The organism is Gracilibacillus marinus (assembly GCF_042651725.1).
Classification (GTDB): Bacteria; Bacillota; Bacilli; order Bacillales; family Amphibacillaceae; genus Gracilibacillus; species Gracilibacillus marinus.
In genome coordinates this window covers 1-16,303 of sequence record NZ_JBHSDV010000005.1, presented here as the reverse complement: position 1 = coordinate 16,303, position 16,303 = coordinate 1, and the positions used below count along the sequence as shown (strand labels likewise).

The 16,303-nt window shown below is 34.5% G+C and carries 16 protein-coding genes; 11 read left to right on the top strand and 5 right to left on the bottom strand.

All coding sequences use genetic code 11. The features are described from left to right. Positions 1–153: 153 nt before the first annotated feature. Positions 154–1,143 carry a metal-dependent hydrolase gene (locus ACFOZ1_RS13635; RefSeq protein ID WP_390200156.1) on the bottom strand — a complete coding sequence of 330 codons (990 nt, stop codon included), beginning with the start codon at positions 1,141–1,143 and terminating at the stop codon, positions 154–156. A 62-nt stretch (positions 1,144–1,205) separates the two neighbouring features. On the opposite strand from ACFOZ1_RS13635, the gene mutY reads away from it, so the two are divergent. The 4 genes from mutY (at position 1,206) to ACFOZ1_RS13615 (ending at position 5,038) form a co-directional block, all read left to right on the top strand. Further along, on the top strand, positions 1,206–2,306 hold the full coding sequence (mutY, locus tag ACFOZ1_RS13630) for an A/G-specific adenine glycosylase (RefSeq protein ID WP_390200155.1): 1,101 nt from the start codon (positions 1,206–1,208) through the stop codon (positions 2,304–2,306). Positions 2,307–2,377: 71 nt separating this feature from the next. Further along, positions 2,378–2,551 carry a gamma-type small acid-soluble spore protein gene (locus ACFOZ1_RS13625; protein ID WP_390200153.1) on the top strand — a complete coding sequence of 58 codons (174 nt, stop codon included), beginning with the start codon at positions 2,378–2,380 and terminating at the stop codon, positions 2,549–2,551. 150 nt (positions 2,552–2,701) lie between these two features. Further along, a complete protein-coding gene (ntdP, locus tag ACFOZ1_RS13620; RefSeq protein WP_390200151.1) occupies positions 2,702–3,232 on the top strand; it encodes a nucleoside tri-diphosphate phosphatase in 531 nt (176 codons plus the stop codon). 51 nt (positions 3,233–3,283) lie between these two features. Then, positions 3,284–5,038: an ABC transporter ATP-binding protein gene (locus ACFOZ1_RS13615; protein ID WP_390200150.1), complete on the top strand. Its 1,755-nt coding sequence runs from the start codon at positions 3,284–3,286 to the stop codon at positions 5,036–5,038. Positions 5,039–5,261: 223 nt separating this feature from the next. Here the strand turns inward: ACFOZ1_RS13615 and ACFOZ1_RS13610 are convergent, their stop codons facing one another. Then, entirely contained in the window at positions 5,262–6,308 is a 1,047-nt protein-coding gene (locus ACFOZ1_RS13610) for an FUSC family protein (RefSeq protein ID WP_390200148.1), read from the bottom strand. 104 nt (positions 6,309–6,412) lie between these two features. On the opposite strand from ACFOZ1_RS13610, the gene ACFOZ1_RS13605 reads away from it, so the two are divergent. Further along, positions 6,413–8,416 carry an ATP-binding protein gene (locus ACFOZ1_RS13605; protein WP_390200147.1) on the top strand — a complete coding sequence of 668 codons (2,004 nt, stop codon included), beginning with the start codon at positions 6,413–6,415 and terminating at the stop codon, positions 8,414–8,416. Here the strand turns inward: ACFOZ1_RS13605 and ACFOZ1_RS13600 are convergent. Then, the gene (locus ACFOZ1_RS13600) at positions 8,410–9,075 is read right to left on the bottom strand and encodes a response regulator transcription factor (protein ID WP_390200145.1); all 666 of its coding nucleotides are present in this window, start codon (positions 9,073–9,075) and stop codon (positions 8,410–8,412) included. The genes ACFOZ1_RS13605 and ACFOZ1_RS13600 overlap by 7 nt on opposite strands. A 256-nt stretch (positions 9,076–9,331) precedes the next feature. Here ACFOZ1_RS13600 and ACFOZ1_RS13595 point away from each other — a divergent pair, with 256 nt between their 5' ends. Then, complete coding sequence (locus ACFOZ1_RS13595; RefSeq protein ID WP_390200144.1) at positions 9,332–10,561, top strand: MFS transporter; 1,230 nt, start codon at positions 9,332–9,334, stop codon at positions 10,559–10,561. A 97-nt stretch (positions 10,562–10,658) separates the two neighbouring features. On the opposite strand, the gene ACFOZ1_RS13590 is transcribed toward ACFOZ1_RS13595, so the two are convergent. Next, positions 10,659–11,954 carry a glutamate-1-semialdehyde 2,1-aminomutase gene (locus ACFOZ1_RS13590; RefSeq protein ID WP_390200142.1) on the bottom strand — a complete coding sequence of 432 codons (1,296 nt, stop codon included), beginning with the start codon at positions 11,952–11,954 and terminating at the stop codon, positions 10,659–10,661. Between the two features lie 145 nt (positions 11,955–12,099). Here ACFOZ1_RS13590 and ACFOZ1_RS13585 point away from each other — a divergent pair, with 145 nt between their 5' ends. The 4 genes from ACFOZ1_RS13585 (at position 12,100) to perR (ending at position 14,287) form a co-directional block, all read left to right on the top strand. After that, the gene (locus ACFOZ1_RS13585) at positions 12,100–12,516 is read left to right on the top strand and encodes an ion channel (RefSeq protein ID WP_390200140.1); all 417 of its coding nucleotides are present in this window, start codon (positions 12,100–12,102) and stop codon (positions 12,514–12,516) included. 65 nt (positions 12,517–12,581) lie between these two features. Next, the gene (bcp, locus tag ACFOZ1_RS13580) at positions 12,582–13,055 is read left to right on the top strand and encodes a thioredoxin-dependent thiol peroxidase (protein WP_390200139.1); all 474 of its coding nucleotides are present in this window, start codon (positions 12,582–12,584) and stop codon (positions 13,053–13,055) included. 68 nt (positions 13,056–13,123) lie between these two features. Continuing rightward, complete coding sequence (locus tag ACFOZ1_RS13575) at positions 13,124–13,684, top strand: cob(I)yrinic acid a,c-diamide adenosyltransferase (protein ID WP_390200138.1); 561 nt, start codon at positions 13,124–13,126, stop codon at positions 13,682–13,684. A 153-nt stretch (positions 13,685–13,837) separates the two neighbouring features. Next, complete coding sequence (gene perR, locus ACFOZ1_RS13570; RefSeq protein WP_390200136.1) at positions 13,838–14,287, top strand: peroxide-responsive transcriptional repressor PerR; 450 nt, start codon at positions 13,838–13,840, stop codon at positions 14,285–14,287. 58 nt (positions 14,288–14,345) lie between these two features. Here the strand turns inward: perR and ACFOZ1_RS13565 are convergent, their stop codons facing one another. After that, positions 14,346–14,714, bottom strand: coding sequence for a YgzB family protein (locus tag ACFOZ1_RS13565; RefSeq protein ID WP_390200135.1), 369 nt, complete (start codon positions 14,712–14,714; stop codon positions 14,346–14,348). A 206-nt stretch (positions 14,715–14,920) separates the two neighbouring features. On the opposite strand from ACFOZ1_RS13565, the gene ACFOZ1_RS13560 reads away from it, so the two are divergent. After that, complete coding sequence (locus ACFOZ1_RS13560; protein ID WP_390200133.1) at positions 14,921–15,790, top strand: nucleotidyltransferase-like protein; 870 nt, start codon at positions 14,921–14,923, stop codon at positions 15,788–15,790. Positions 15,791–16,303: the final 513 nt, after the last annotated feature.

Below are 16,303 nucleotides of genomic sequence, written 5' to 3'. Positions count from 1 at the left end.
TACTATTTGTAACAAGTCGAAATGCCAGCACATATCGAATTTCAAAATTATATCTCACTTCTAACACACAAAAAATCCAAACGATCGATTCGGTATATAACTTTCGAGTCGTTTGGACTTTTTCAATCAAAGAATTCTTTTGTACTCATCTTTCTAAGACATAATCTGCTTCATTGTATTCAATTTACTCTGTAATTTCTCCTCTGAAAATACCCAACCTGTATAGGAATTCATTATTCGCATATTGTCATCAATTTGCACAACTGCTACAAATGGATAATGTCCATCATTTCGGTAACGTAAATCAATAAATCGAACTTCACTAAAATCATCATATACATTCCATTCATAACGATAAATTGGCGAGAAGGATAAGAATGCTGCAATATTTTTGTCTTTCATTGCATGTTCGAATAATTCATTATTTGGAATTGGAATTTTGTCAAATTGATCGTCGACTTCAATATGACCATCCTCGACTCTTCCAACAAAGAAATAATCCTTAGTCGTAATGGCAACACGCCAAATATTTTGTTTCGTTGTTGGAGAAGTAGCAATTTGCTCAATATGATCAAAATGTTCATGAAGTAATGTCACAATCTCCCGCTTGTCGAGGTATCTTTTAATATAATACAATAGAATAATCGCATATATAATCAACCAAGTATATCCGGGATTTGCTCCGATAATCCATGCGATAATCCCGATAATATGAATACCAAAAATATACGGATCAAATGTACTGATAAATCCATGAGCAATCCACCGCTTAGTAAAAGGTCGATATGCTTGTGTACCATATGCATTGAATATATCTACAAAAACATGTAGGATAACGGCTAGGAATGTCCATAACCATAAATGTAGAAAGTTCACACTAGGAACAAATAAATAAATAACAGAAGAGATTAATATGCCCCAAAAGATAATAGCAGGAACAGAATGTGTAATCCCGCGATGATGTCTTAAATAGGTAGCATTATTTCTCAGTTTTAAAACAGTATCGAAATCGGGAGCGTGTGAACCAACAATTGTTCCAACCATCACAGCAGTAAAAAGGGTAGAATTATCTGCAACAGTAGGATCAAGTGTTGCCAATCCACCTAATGCGATACCCATCGTGATATGTGTAGCTGTATCCATTTTTGCTGCCCCCTTTATCATAATTAAATCATATCAACATTGTACCATGAAGGATGATAGAATTGAAAAAAGATCAATCAACAGATGTGCTAGTCACTATTAATATACCCCAATTTCAACAAGACTTAATCACATGGTTTGAAAAAGAACAAAGAATCTTACCATGGAGGGAAAATACCGATCCATATCGTATTTGGGTATCTGAAATTATGCTACAGCAAACGAAAGTAGACACAGTCATTCCGTATTTTAACCGTTTTATTGAAAAATTCCCTACATTAGAAGATTTAGCGTATGCAAGTGAACAAGAAGTGTTAAAGGCATGGGAAGGGTTAGGATACTATTCTAGAGTTCGTAATTTGCAAGCAGCAGTTAGAGAAGTTGTAGAGAAATATGACGCCAAAGTTCCTACTGATGTCGATGCATTAGCATCATTAAAAGGTGTTGGTCCATATACGAAAGGTGCAATTATGAGTATTGCCTTTAGTAAGCCAGAACCAGCTGTAGACGGAAATGTGATGCGTGTCCTTTCAAGAATTGCAGATATTGAAGAAGATATTGCCAAAGCAAGTACGAGAAAGATATTTGAGAATGTAGTGAGACAAGTCATTAGTCAAACAAACCCAAGTGCATTTAATCAAGGCTTAATGGAACTTGGAGCATTAATCTGTACGCCAAAAAATCCAAGTTGTTTATTATGTCCAGTCCAACAGCATTGCATTGCATTTCAAAAAGGAAAACAAACCGAATTACCGATAAAAAGTAGAAAATTAAAGAAAAAAACGATACATTATTATACATTTGTTATTGAAAATGTATCACAAGAAGTTGTTTTGGAAAAAAGGCCTGATGAAGGTTTACTTGCACAAATGTGGCAATTTCCAATGGTTGAAAAAGATAAGGTAAGTGAGCAATTCATCGAAACATATCTGACTAAAAAATATCAGATATCATCAATAGAATTAATTAAAATGGAACCAATCAAACATGTCTTTTCACATCTCACATGGTTTGTTGATGTCATCTATGTAAAAGTGAAGGACGAAGACATACAAATAGAAAGAAATGAAGAAGTTGTAACAATCGAACAATTCAATCAATACCCATTACCTGTTCCGCATCAAAAGGTATATGATCAATGGCTGAGCGTTTTAGCTGATTAAAAGATATCCACGAATTTTTTTGCATAAAAAAATGATCAAAGGGCAAATTATATTTCGTGGAGGTGATTATAATGGCTAAAAAACAAAACCAAGCGAATGCAAGTAAAACAAACGCTCAAGAAGTAAAGCGTCAAAACCAAGCAGCAGCACAAGGTCAAGGGAAGTATGGCACTGAGTTTGCTAGCGAAACAAATGCTCAAGAAGTAAGAGCACAAAACCAAAAAGCTGAAAACAACAAAAAATAATAAAAAATAAAAAAAACGCGTGAGCATTTTCGTTATGGAAGATGCTTGCGTGTTTTTTTGTCCTTTAATAATAAGTGTGTGTATTCGCTTTTTCCATGTAATATCGTTATAATAGTTACTACTAAAATAATTCAAAAAGGGGAGATACGTATGGATGGCCTAGAACCTGGCAAAACAATTCAAATCCAAAGCTACAAGCATAATGGTCAGCTCCATCGTGTCTGGGATACAACCACTGTTTTAAAAGGATCGAATAATCGAGTGATTGGGGCAAATGATAAGACACTTGTGACAGAAAGTGATGGCAGAACGTGGATTACAAGAGAGCCTGCGATTTGTTTCTTTCATGTTAAGTATTGGTTTAATGTGATAGGTATGCTTCGTGATGATGGAATTTATTATTATTGCAATATAAGTTCCCCATTTGTATTTGAAGATGGTGCTGTGAAGTATATAGATTATGACTTAGACGTGAAGGTATTTCCAGATATGACATTTACGTTATTAGATGAAGATGAATATGAGCTTCACAAGGAACAAATGAATTATCCAAAAGTGCTTGATAAAATATTACGGAATAATTTAGAACATTTAATACATTGGATCAGACAGAGGAAAGGACCTTTTTCGCCTGAATTTGTTGACCAATGGTATGAATATTTCCTAACGTACAGGTCATAAGAGAAGGATTGCGACTAGTAATGCAACATAGAAATGGAGTGAAGGATACTCTTGGATAGTATTAAACGTTATTTGAAATTTGTTTATCCATATAAATGGAAGATATTAATCACTATTTTAATAGGTGTAGTAAAATTCGGAATCCCGTTATTAATTCCATTAATCGTCAAGTATGTAATTGATAATATTATTGGATCAGATACGATGACGAATGCAGAGAAGTTAGAACAATTGTTTTGGTTAATGGGGCTTGCAGGAGTCGTATTTATCGTATTACGACCACCAATTGAATATTACCGCCAATATTTAGCACAATGGACAGGTAATAAAATCTTATATGATATTCGTGAAAAATTATTTGATCATATTCAGAGATTGAGCTTAAAGTTCTATTCCAGAACAAAAACAGGAGAGATTATCTCTCGTGTAATTCACGATGTTGAACAAACAAAGAATTTTGTTATGACAGGATTAATGAATATTTGGCTTGATATGATTACAATATTGATTGCGATTGGTATTATGCTATCAATGGATGTATGGCTTACAATTGTAGCAATTGCTTTATTTCCACTGTATGGTATTTCGGTCAAAATATTTTATGGGAAGCTTCGTGCACTGACTAGACAGAGGTCACAAGCACTTGCGCAAGTACAGGGGCACTTACACGAACGTGTACAAGGTATTCCAGTGACAAGAAGTTTTGCTTTAGAGGACTATGAACAAGAACAATTTGATAGACAGAATAAGAATTTTTTAGATCGAGCAATTGACCACACAGAATGGAATGCTAGAACATTTGCAATTATGAATACTATTACAGATGTGGCACCATTATTAGTAATTGGTTTTGCGGGATATTTTGCCATTACACAAGGCTTATCTGTCGGTACGATTGCCGCATTTATTGGGTATATGGATCTTGTTTATAATCCATTACGTCGTCTAATTAGCTCTTCAACCGTTTTAGTACAGTCCATTGCATCAATGGATCGTGTTTTTGAATTTATTGATGAAAATTATGATATTAAAGATAAAGCAAATGCGATGCCATTAGATCATGTGAAGGGTGACGTCGTACTTGAGAATGTCCAATTCAAATATGAGGATGAGGAAGAACTTGTTCTAAAAAATATTTCATTAAATGTGAATAAAGGTGAAACCATTGCGCTTGTTGGAATGAGTGGTGGTGGTAAATCAACCATTATTAGCTTGATCCCACGTTTTTATGATGTGACACAAGGTCGGATTTTAATTGATGGAAAAGATATTCGTGATGTACAAGTTCGGTCATTACGTGATCAAATTGGAATGGTTTTACAAGATAACATCTTATTTAGTGAATCGATTGCAGCAAATATTCGTATGGGTAATCCAAATGCGACAGATGCAGAAGTAATCGAAGCGGCTAAAGCGGCGAATGCGCATCATTTTATTTCGGAATTATCTAATGGTTATGACACACTTGTCGGTGAACGTGGTGTGAAATTATCAGGTGGCCAAAAGCAAAGAGTAGCAATTGCGAGAGTATTCTTAAAGAATCCGCCATTATTAATTTTAGATGAAGCAACATCTGCGCTAGACTTAGAAAGTGAGAGCTTAATTCAAGAAGCATTGGAAAAATTAGCTTCAGACAGAACAACTTTCATCGTTGCCCACAGGTTATCCACTATTACACATGCGGATAGAATTGTGTTAATCGAGAATGGTCATATCGTAGAAGAAGGTACACATCAACAATTAATGGACAAACACGGAAGTTATTACAAGCTATATCAAATTCAAGAATTAGAAAAAGGAGAGTAATCGTTTAGATTACCCTCCTTTTTTTCGTCCAGCTCCAGTCACTAAGTTTCTACCCGTACGCTTTCGCTTTTGTATCATCTAGTTCAAGCGCCCAGAAACTAGGCGACTTCGCAAATCAACTATCAATAAGTCATCATCGATTCGCAAGCTCATCGTGATTCCTTTATTTCGGTTGATGTGCTCCAGTCGCTACGTTTCTATCCGTGCGCTTTCGCTTTTGTAATTAAAATGTTTTGTCATGGAATTTTTGATAGCTGTACAATAATTTTTGTAAATGGATAATATCGTGGTGATATTCCATTAATCTGGAAGCTAGTGGCAATAAGCTTAAATGGTATTTTTCGTCTCGTTCATACACATGAATTAATGTATCTACAAGATGTGGTATATCTGGTGTTGTTATATCTTGAACAGGTTTTGTTCGGTTCTTTTTTATTCTCCCCATTGCACTTAATAGTAATCGTTCGTGTGAATAAATAATCTTATCTAATTCATTAACTAATACTTGTTGGAACTCATGTGGGATTGTATCGATTCTCTCATTATAATGATGAAATGTTTTTAATGTTTCTAATGACTTTTTGGATGTCGCAATCATTTGTTTAAAAATAATAATTTTGCGCATTTTTGGTATTCTCTTTTTTTTACGATAAATACGTTCTTCGCTATATAAAGAATAGGTAATATCAATATGTGCGATTTCTGCATCTAATCGATCAAGCTCACCCTTTAATGATGGATTATCTGAAAGATGCCTTGTAGAAATTCTTAGCCATTGTAAGATGTCTGAAGTGATATGATCAATATGATTAAATAATCTGAATTCATATCGAGGTGGGAAGAATAACATGTTTACAATAAATGCAGAGATTACACCTAGTGATAATGATGAGAAGCGAAGGCCGGCTAATTCTAATAAACCAGTATCTGATTGTTCCATTACTGCAAGTACTGCGATAATCGCAAGTGAAATGGTATTTTCATTCATTTTTAAATATAGACATAATCCGATAACCATAATTGTTGTAGTACCAATGACAATCGGATCATTACCTAATGTATACACAACGGCTACTGCAATCGCAATACCAAAAATATTTGCATAAATTTGTTCAAAAACGGTTTGGAAAGAACGATAAATATTTGGTTGAATTGCAAATGCGGCGGCAATCCCTGCATATGTTGCAGAAGGTAAGCCGATTAAATTTGCTACATATAATGCTACTGTAACAGCAATTCCTGTCTTAAGCATTCTTGCACCTAACTTCATAAATATGTCACCTACTATATGTAAATTATGATAAGTATACCATGTTATTGGTATAACCGTTATAATAAGAACTAAACTAACAAAAGACATAAGGATGTTACAACATGAAACGCAAATATGCACTTTTATTTCTTCTCATTGTGATGACAATATTATCTGTCCTTTTTCAAGATAAGCATACAATTAAGCAAGCAGAAGTAATGGATGGTACTGTGTCTATTCCAAAATTTGATGAAACGACAACGGTTTATCAATTGAATGGGGATTGGCATTTTTATTGGAAGGAATTACTTAATCCGAATAGTCAATCAGATCAATATCAAACCATACCTGTACCAAGTTCGTGGACAGTGAACGAACAAAATGAACCTAAAGGTTACGGTACCTATCGTATGCAATTTGATATTGCGAATGAAGATATTCACAAAGAACATGCCATCTATTTACGCTATATTAGCTCAGCATACAAGGTATATGTGAATGGTGAACTGCTTGCAACGAATGGAAAGATAGGCATAACGGAAGATACAGAAGTTCCCTATTTACGTCATCATTTCCTATCATTCAAACCAAAAAAAGAAAATGAATTACTTATTCAAGTGTCCAACCATTCTTTCAGAGAATCTGGAGTATTTGAGCATATTATATATGGAGAGTATGATAATGTTTTATCATACATGTTAAAAATACTAGTAGAGAAGCTATTGCTAATGGGTGGATTTCTTTTTACAGGTATTTATTATTTCCTCATGTATATGATTAATCGATATGATCGCACGTTTCTTTATATTAGTTTGATTAGTATTTTAATGATGATTCGCACATTCTTACTTACGGAGAATGTATTTCATCTTTTATTTCCGACAGTAGAGTGGCAGACAATGGTCAAAGTTACATATATCGTGGAAATAGTATGTGCACTGTTATTTATTCAATTAATGTATAACTTGTATCAGAAGCATGTAAAGAAATTTGTGTATTGGCTCGCGATGACCTTATTACTATGTTTACTCTGCTTTGTTCTGCTTACAAAGCCATTCACTTTCACATCTTATTTCTGGTTAATTGTCATTGTTGTGACGGTTGTGATTCTGTACTTTTCTACTATTGTAAGTATTCGAGCAATATTGAATAAGATGGAAGGAAGTTATATGAATGCAACAGGGATTTTGATTGTAGTCATTGCTTCAATAGTAGATAAAGTATTAGATGTAGCTTATATCCCAGCCCTTCTTCCATATAGCGGGTTACTTTTTATCATTTTACAAGGTGTGATTGTTTCGAAAAGATATAACTTATTAGCAGAGCAAAATCAAGAATTAGCATATTCCCTCACACAATTAAACAATACATTAGAGCAAAAGGTATCCGAGCGCACAGAAGAACTGCAAAAAAAGAACAAGCTGCTGATGGATTTACAAAAAAGCCGTGCAGATATGTTAGAGAATATCGCACATGATATTGGGTCACCTATTAATGCATTTGAGAAACAATTCGTGTTGATGAAACAAGGATATATTGAACCATCTACCTCATTGTATGACACGTTAATCCAAAAAACGAATCAAATTAAGCGATTAGCGAATGATTTGTTTGAATTATCTAATTTACAGTCTAAGAAATGGTCCATTCAAAAAGAAATAGTCCAAGTTTCTCATTTTATTGAAGAAGTAGCTACACTATTTCGTTTGGAATTAAATCAATATGGAATGATACTCAGACTTGATTATCATGATATAGATCACATGTTTATACATGTGGATAAAGTAAGGATTATTCAAGTGTTACGTAATTTTGTGGATAATGCAGTAAAACACGGGAAAGAAACAAAGACTATTGAAATAAATGCAGTTCGTACAGAAGCAGATTGTTTACGAATTGAAGTGAGAGATTACGGTATAGGGATAGAAAAAGAAGAGTTAGAGCATATTTTCGAACGGTTTTATCGTATTTCAACAAAAATGAAATCAGGTTCTGGATTAGGGCTCGCCATTGCAAAAGAAATTATTGAACAACATGATGGTGAGATTGGGGTAAGAAGCGAACTTGGTGAAGGCTCGACATTCTATTTCATTTTACCAATTATAAAAGCACACGGCCATTACTGAAGTGGATGATGGTCGTGTGCTTTGTTCAATAATTCAATTGCTTCCATACGTTTTTTTACACCGAGTTTTTGATAAATGAGTGTCAAATAATTCTTAATCGTTCCTTCAGATAAACATAATTCCCCAGCCATTTCTTTTGTTGATAATCGGTTTTTTAGGCAAATTAAAATTTCGCGTTCACGTTCCGTAATGTCCCTGTCGATCCAATCAGGTAGTTCAGATTGGATACGTTTGGATTGACTTTCTAACAGATAGGAAGACAATTGTTTTGCGATAACAGAGGGCAATGTGGTTTGGCCGTCTATCGTATGGCGAAGTGCCTTCATAATTTCTTCTAAATCGTTGTCTTTCAAAAGATATCCATTTGCGCCGTGGGCAAGACCTTCAACGATATAGTTCTGTTCGTTAAATGTAGTAAGTATAAGTGCTTTCAGATTTGGGTGTATTTGTTTTGCACGTCGTATCAATTCAATCCCATTCAATCTAGGCATTTGAATATCTGTAATTACAACATCAAATGTGTGAAGATTCATTTTCTTTAATGCATCAAGCCCGTCATTCGCAGTTGCAACAACCCTCATATCTGGTTGATGGTTAATATAAGTTGTTAAAGCATTAGCAAATAACTCCTCATCTTCAACAATGAGTATTTTGTACATTTTAATTCCTCTCCTGTTGTATATTTTACCAGTCACTTATAGTATAACAAAAAATGTTAATAAATGTTTAGTAATATTGGTAATAATTTTGTCATTTATTTATCAAACTAATGATTACTATACCTAATGTATTGTAAACAAAAAGAAAAAACAATGTCCAAATTGTGAAGATTGAAATCTGATGTCTGACAGTAACTTCGATGTGACAGTACTTAACCATGATTTTAAAAAGTGAAAATAAAAGGAGAAGCGACTAATGGATGGAAGAAAAATGGCTTTATTTGCTCTTGCATCAATTCCGTTAGTGATGACACTCGGAAATTCTATGCTAATACCAATATTACCTTTAATGGAAAAAGAAATTGAGATTACCGCAGTTCAATCGAGTCTCATCATTACGATATACTCGATTGTTGCCATCATTCTTATCCCATTTGCCGGCTATTTATCAGATCGAATCGGTAGAAAAAAAGTAATTATTCCAAGTCTTATTATTACAGCAATTGGTGGAGGAATATGTGCTTTCGCTGCATGGAAGATGGAACAGCCGTATGTGCTTATTTTAGTTGGGAGATTTCTTCAAGGAATAGGTGCTGCTGGGGCATTTCCTGTTGTCTTACCAACAGTTGGTGATATGTTTGAAGATGAACAGGATGTGAGTGCAGGGTTAGGTATTATTGAGACATCTAATACATTTGGTAAAGTATTGAGTCCAATTATTGGTGCATTACTTGCTATTTCTATTTGGTTCTTACCATTTGTATTTATTCCAATCTTCTCGAGTATTGCAATAATATTAATGGTGTTTTTTGTTAAGCCAAAGCCGCATAAGAAAGAAGGACAAACAACCACATCATTTAAGCAATTTTTGAATCAAATCAAAGAGATTTTTCATCATAATGGAAAATGGTTACTCTCTACATTTGCGATTGGCTGTCTGAATATGTTTATCTTGTTTGGCTTTTTATTTCATTTTTCTTCATTATTAGAAGAAACTTATCGGTTAAATGGTGTATGGAAAGGTGTTGTACTTGCAATTCCTTTACTTTTTTTATGTATTGCATCATTTGTCGCTGGAAAGAAAATAGGTAAAAATAAAATTGTGATGAAATGGGTTATTTTTGTTGGTAATTTGACAGCGGCTATTAGTTTATTCTTTGTGAAAACAGATAGTGTGTTATGGTTCTATACATTATTATTATCGATTGCGGGTATCGGAATTGGACTTTCATTACCAGCCCTTGATGCGTTAATTACAGAAGGTGTAGAGAAACAAGTAAGAGGAACCATTACTTCATTGTATAGTAGTATGCGGTTCTTAGGGGTTGCAGCTGGTCCATTACTAATTGCACTAATAATGGATATAGAAGCTTCTTATATCTATTACTTATTGGCAGGAACGAGTGTAGTTGCGTGTATTCTGACATTTGTACTGATTCGTCCAACGAAAGAAGATAATAATACAGCAGTACCGAAGCCGACTTAATAAACAAAAAGGAATTCGAACATATCTAAGGTACATGAGCGACTAAGTTATGCAAGTCATCCCTGTTCCACATAGAATGTCCGAATTCCAATAGTATTTAAATAGATTTTAATTGACTAAAGGCATAGTCCACAGCTTCAATTGTCTGGATAATGTCTTTTTCTGTATGTGCAATGGTTAAAAACCATGCTTCATATTTGGATGGTGCTAAATTAATGCCTTGCTGTAACATTAGTTTAAAGAATTTACCGAATAGTTCTCCATTTGTTGCTTCTGCTTGAGCATAATTCTCTATTCTTTCATTACCAAAGTATACAGTGAGAGCACCTTTTAGTCTATTGACACTAATGGCAATATCGTATTTTTTAGCTGCATCTATTATGCCATCTTCTAGCATCTTCCCTAGCTGATCAAGCCGTTCATATATGCCATCTTCACTAAGTACTTCTAAACAAGCAATACCTGCAGACATCGACAGAGGGTTCCCAGCCATTGTTCCTGCTTGATATGCTGGACCAAGTGGGGCAACTTGTTCCATAATTTCTTTCTTACCACCATATGCACCAATTGGTAATCCACCACCGATTATTTTCCCAAGTGCAGTCATATCTGGTTCGACACCAACCATTTCTTGAGCAGAACCATAATGGAAACGGAATGCTGTAATGACTTCATCAAAAATGAGTAATGCACCATGTTCATGTGTTAATTGTTTTACTTCTTGTAAGAATCCTTCCTTAGGTTCCACAATTCCAAAATTCCCTACAATTGGTTCAACTAATACACATGCGATTTGATCACCCCAATGTTGTAATGCTTCTTTAAATGATTCAATATCATTAAATGGTACAGTGATGACTTCTTTCGCTGTCGCTTCTGTTACACCGGCAGAATCTGGGTTACCTAATGTAGATGGACCAGAGCCAGCTTGGACAAGCACGGCATCGAAATGACCATGGTAACATCCAGCAAATTTGATAATCTTCTCACGCTTCGTGTATGCACGTGCGACTCTTACTGTAGTCATCACCGCTTCTGTCCCTGAATTTACAAAACGGACCTTGTCCATAGATGGAATTGCTTGTTTTAACTTTTGTGCAAATATATTCTCTAATCTTGTAGGTGTCCCGTATAACACACCATTGCTTGCTTTTTTGTTAATTGCTTCTGTAATGTGTGGATGGGCATGTCCTGTAATGATTGGACCATATGCAGCTAAATAATCGATATACTTATTTCCATCGACATCGTAAAAGTACGCGCCTTCTCCTTTTTCCATATAGACAGGTGAGCCGCCTCCGACTCCTTCATATGCTCGAGATGGTGAATTGACACCACCAACGATATGTTCTTGTGCTTCTGTATGTAATTGTTCCGAATTAGTAAATTTCACTTAAAAAACCTCCATTGTTCTAATAATAAGTCGTTGCATTGACTAATAAGTAATTATAGCACTTTCTATACATAATCCTAACTAATAGGCATTTGATCTGTATTTTTTTCGTACACTAGGAATAAAGGGACAAGGGTGTGATGATGTGATAGCAACGATTTCAATTCTAGTCATTACTTTTTTACTTGCAGGTAGTTTGTATGCATTTATTTTTGGCAAAGTTCATAAAAAAAGCTATTTTTCTTATGAAATCTTCTATACATTACTTGTTGTGTATTTTACTGTGCTTACCTCATTTGCTTGTTTATATTTTGTGTTGTCATTTCAAGGTGTATTGTTACTGGATGATGGGAAGCTGCAGCAACTGTCGCCATTTGAAACATTGGCGCATTCTTTTTATTTTAGTGGGGTAACATTAATGACAGTAGGATATGGAGACATAACCCCAGTTGGGTGGGGAAGACTACTTGCTTTAATTGAATCATTGATTGGTTATATCCTTCCACCAGCTTTTTTCTTAAAAGTTTGGCAAGGAAAAGATGGGTCGCGAATGATACGCTAAATAGTTGAGACTTTTTGATATTTCAAGTAACCTTAAAGCAATGAAGAAAAAAAGGAGGGATCAATATGGCAGTAGAAGTAGGAAAAAAAGTGGATGATTTTACATTAGTGAATAATCATGGCGAAAAAGTAAGTCTATCTGATTTTGTTGGGAAGAATGTGGTACTTTATTTCTATCCTAAAGACAATACACCAGGCTGTACGACAGAAGCTTGTGATTTCCGTGATCATCATGAGAGCTTCCAAGATGTAAATGCAGTGATCCTTGGTGTTAGTCCAGATTCAGAAGAGAGCCACAAGAAGTTTATCGCAAAACACGATTTGCCATTTGAACTGCTTGTTGATGAAGAGAAGGAAGTAGCAGAGCAATTCGGTGTTTGGCAATTAAAGAACAAATTCGGGAAAGAATATATGGGAATTGTTCGTTCTACATTTATCATTGATCAAGAAGGCGTATTACGTAAAGAATTTCGTAATGTGCAAGTGAAAGGTCATGTGGAAGAATCGTTGCAATACATTCGTGAAGAATTGAATGGTTAAGAAGAGTCTTGTGTGTGGGTATAGATGCTCACACACCTTTTCTATATATGGAGAAAGTAGGGGTTCGTGTGAGAATATATACGAGAACAGGTGATAGAGGAGAGACATCCTTAATTTACGGAAAGCGTGTAGCGAAGAATGATATGCGAGTAGAAGCATATGGCACGTGTGATGAATTAAATGCGATTATCGGCATGGCGATAAGCCACCTCGAACAGGTAGAGCAAAAAGAGGACATAGACAAAATAATCGTGGAATTCTACCAGATTCAAACCATTTTATTTCATGTTGGTGCAGAGCTAGCGACTCCGAGTGGAAAGGAAGTAACGTGGCAATTAAAAGAATCTCATGTGAAACAAGTGGAAGAACAAATTGACAACTGGCAAGCGACATTGCCAAGCTTAACTAATTTTATCCTTCCTAGTGGGCATATTGCAGCAACGACCGTTCATCACGCAAGAACTGTTGCGAGGAGAGCGGAAAGAATCATTGTTGGAATGAAGGAAGATTTGGATAATGTTCATGTGTTCCAATATATGAATCGCTTGTCTGATTATCTCTTTGTTGCAGCAAGAACAATCAATCATAGACTACGTATAGAGGAAAGACATTTACATATTGAAGCATAAAAATGACGATCCATCGTATACTTTTATTGACAGGACAAGTCTAATGGGAGTACACTAATTATAAGAATTACAATGTAATAATTGTATTAATACTGTTTATATTGTAAACTAGTAGTAAGGGATTATACTATTATGTAGGAGAAAGTGAGGTGCATGGCGGTGTCTGAACATATGTTGCAAGAAGCTGTTGAAAGGCTTAAATCATCTGGCGTTCGTATTACACCACAACGTCATGCGGTGTTGGAATTCTTATTAAATGCAGAGACTCACCCTACTGCAGATGATATCTATAAAGCACTAGAAGGAAAATTTCCTAATATGAGTGTTGCAACCGTATATAATAACTTGCGTGTATTCCGAGAAATTGGGTTGGTACGCGAATTAACTTATGGTGATTCTTCTAGTCGTTTTGACTGTAATACATCTAAACACTATCACATTATTTGTGAAAGTTGCGGCAAGATAGTTGATTTTCACTATCCAAGCCTTGATGAAGTAGAATCATTGGCAGAGCAAATTACTGGATTTGATGTGAGCCATCACCGAATGGAAGTATATGGAGTTTGCCAAGAGTGTAAAAAAGACAAAAAACAAATCGTGTAAAGGTTCATGTGGTCATATCACTAGTTTTTACACTTATTAATCTAAAAAGAAGAAAAGCCTATTTCGGGCTTTTCTTCTTTTTGGAATTATAACTTTCATCAAATTCTTTACCTTCTAGATTTTTATCTAATGTAAGTGGTTGTTTACAATGCATACACGCATCCACTCTTCCCAACATTTTTGTTGGCTTCTCGCATGTAGGACATATGATTGGAATGGCACGCGTAGATAACAAGCCGATCCAAAAATAGACAACCGTACTAAAAATGATTGCTAATGTACCAAAAATCATGAAGAGAATCATTAGCCACTCTGTCGATTTGAATAATAAACCGATATACATAATACCGAATCCGATAAAAACAAGAGATAAAGCAAAGGACCGAATTCGATTAATTTTACTTTTGTAAGTAATATCTGCCATCATTATTCCCCCACCTAGCTTTACATTATCATATCGTAGTATAGCATAAGATATCGTTATTTGTATGGAAATTAGGATAATGCATGCAAAAAAGTATTGTTTCTATCGAAAGAATGAAGTAAGAAATATTTTATTCGATTTGTAAGAAGGGAATTGTTATCTTTTTATCGAATTTAAGTATATAGTATGGAATGTGAGGAGGGCTATTGATGGAAGATTTACTAAGACCTATTTATCAAGAACGTGCAAGTAATAAAAACACGCTAGGAATCTTACTGATGGAGAAGAAGGAAGAAGTCAGCCCAGAAACAGATAATTTTGATAGTATTTTACTTGTAGTAGTAAAAGATAGTGAAGAGCAGTGGACAGTGAAACATTACGAATATGGAAATAAATCGGCGGCATTACATATTATTCATAAAGAATTGTTAGAGGAATGGATTGACACAAGTAAATACAGATTAGTCATGGAATGGATTATGAATGGACGAATTCTATATGATCACAATCAGTATTTATCAAACCTACAAGATACGTTACGTGTCTTCCCAAAAGACAAACGTATGTTGAAATTAATTATTGAGTTTTCTAAGTTGACAAGGAATTATAGTGAAGGAAAGAATTTGTATAATTCAGAAGACTATTTAGATGCATATAGTCGAATGCTTCGTTCCTTGCATTATTTTGGTAGGATTTCAGTGATTGAAAAAGGGTATCATCCAGAACTAATGGTATGGAAGCAAGTAAAGCGTATTGATTTAGAAATCTATAAATTATATGAAGAATTGATTAGAAGTAAAGAAAATATTAAGAAAAGAATCGAACTAATGTTAATAGCGATTGAATTAACATTAAAGAAAAAGATCCCAAGTTGTTCGGAACATTTAATGCGAATTATGTCAGAGAAATCTGAGCCATGGGGATATGGAGAGTTAAAAACACATCCAGCAATTGAACCGTATATGTATGATTTAGTTACTGTTCTTGATTATTTAGTTCATGCAAACAAAGTAGAAGTAGTATTAGAAGAAACAAAAGGGAAACAAATTGCACATCGAAAGTATAGATGGAAAGAATAGACTGTCTTTTTAATAGAATAGAGGAGAAGAAACACGTTAGACTTCAGGAAAGTTTTAATGTGTTTTTTATTTGTATTATTATGAAGGCTTGTGTGTGATAAGAAGATGCATTTGTTTATGGATTTTATAAAAGAGTAAAGTATTTAGAGAGAACGCGAAAAGAAAATAAATAAATGAATGATGCACATTATCTGTGTGCCCACATACAATAGCTTTGTGGATAGCGGGCTTCAGCATAGATTTATGAAAGAGAATATTTATTTTTAAAAAAAGCATTGACTTCTATTTTGTTTTCGTGATATATTATTAGACGTCGCTTAAGACAACAACAATTCATAACAAAACAATTTAAAAAAGTTGTTGACATGAAGGATATGAATTGATATAATTTAAAAGCTGTCGCAAAAAAAACAGCGCTTGATCATTGAAAACTGAACAAAACAACCAGTATGATATATAGTAAGAAATGCTAGCTTTTAGAAGCGAGCTTAAAGTCAACTTTATTTGAGAGTT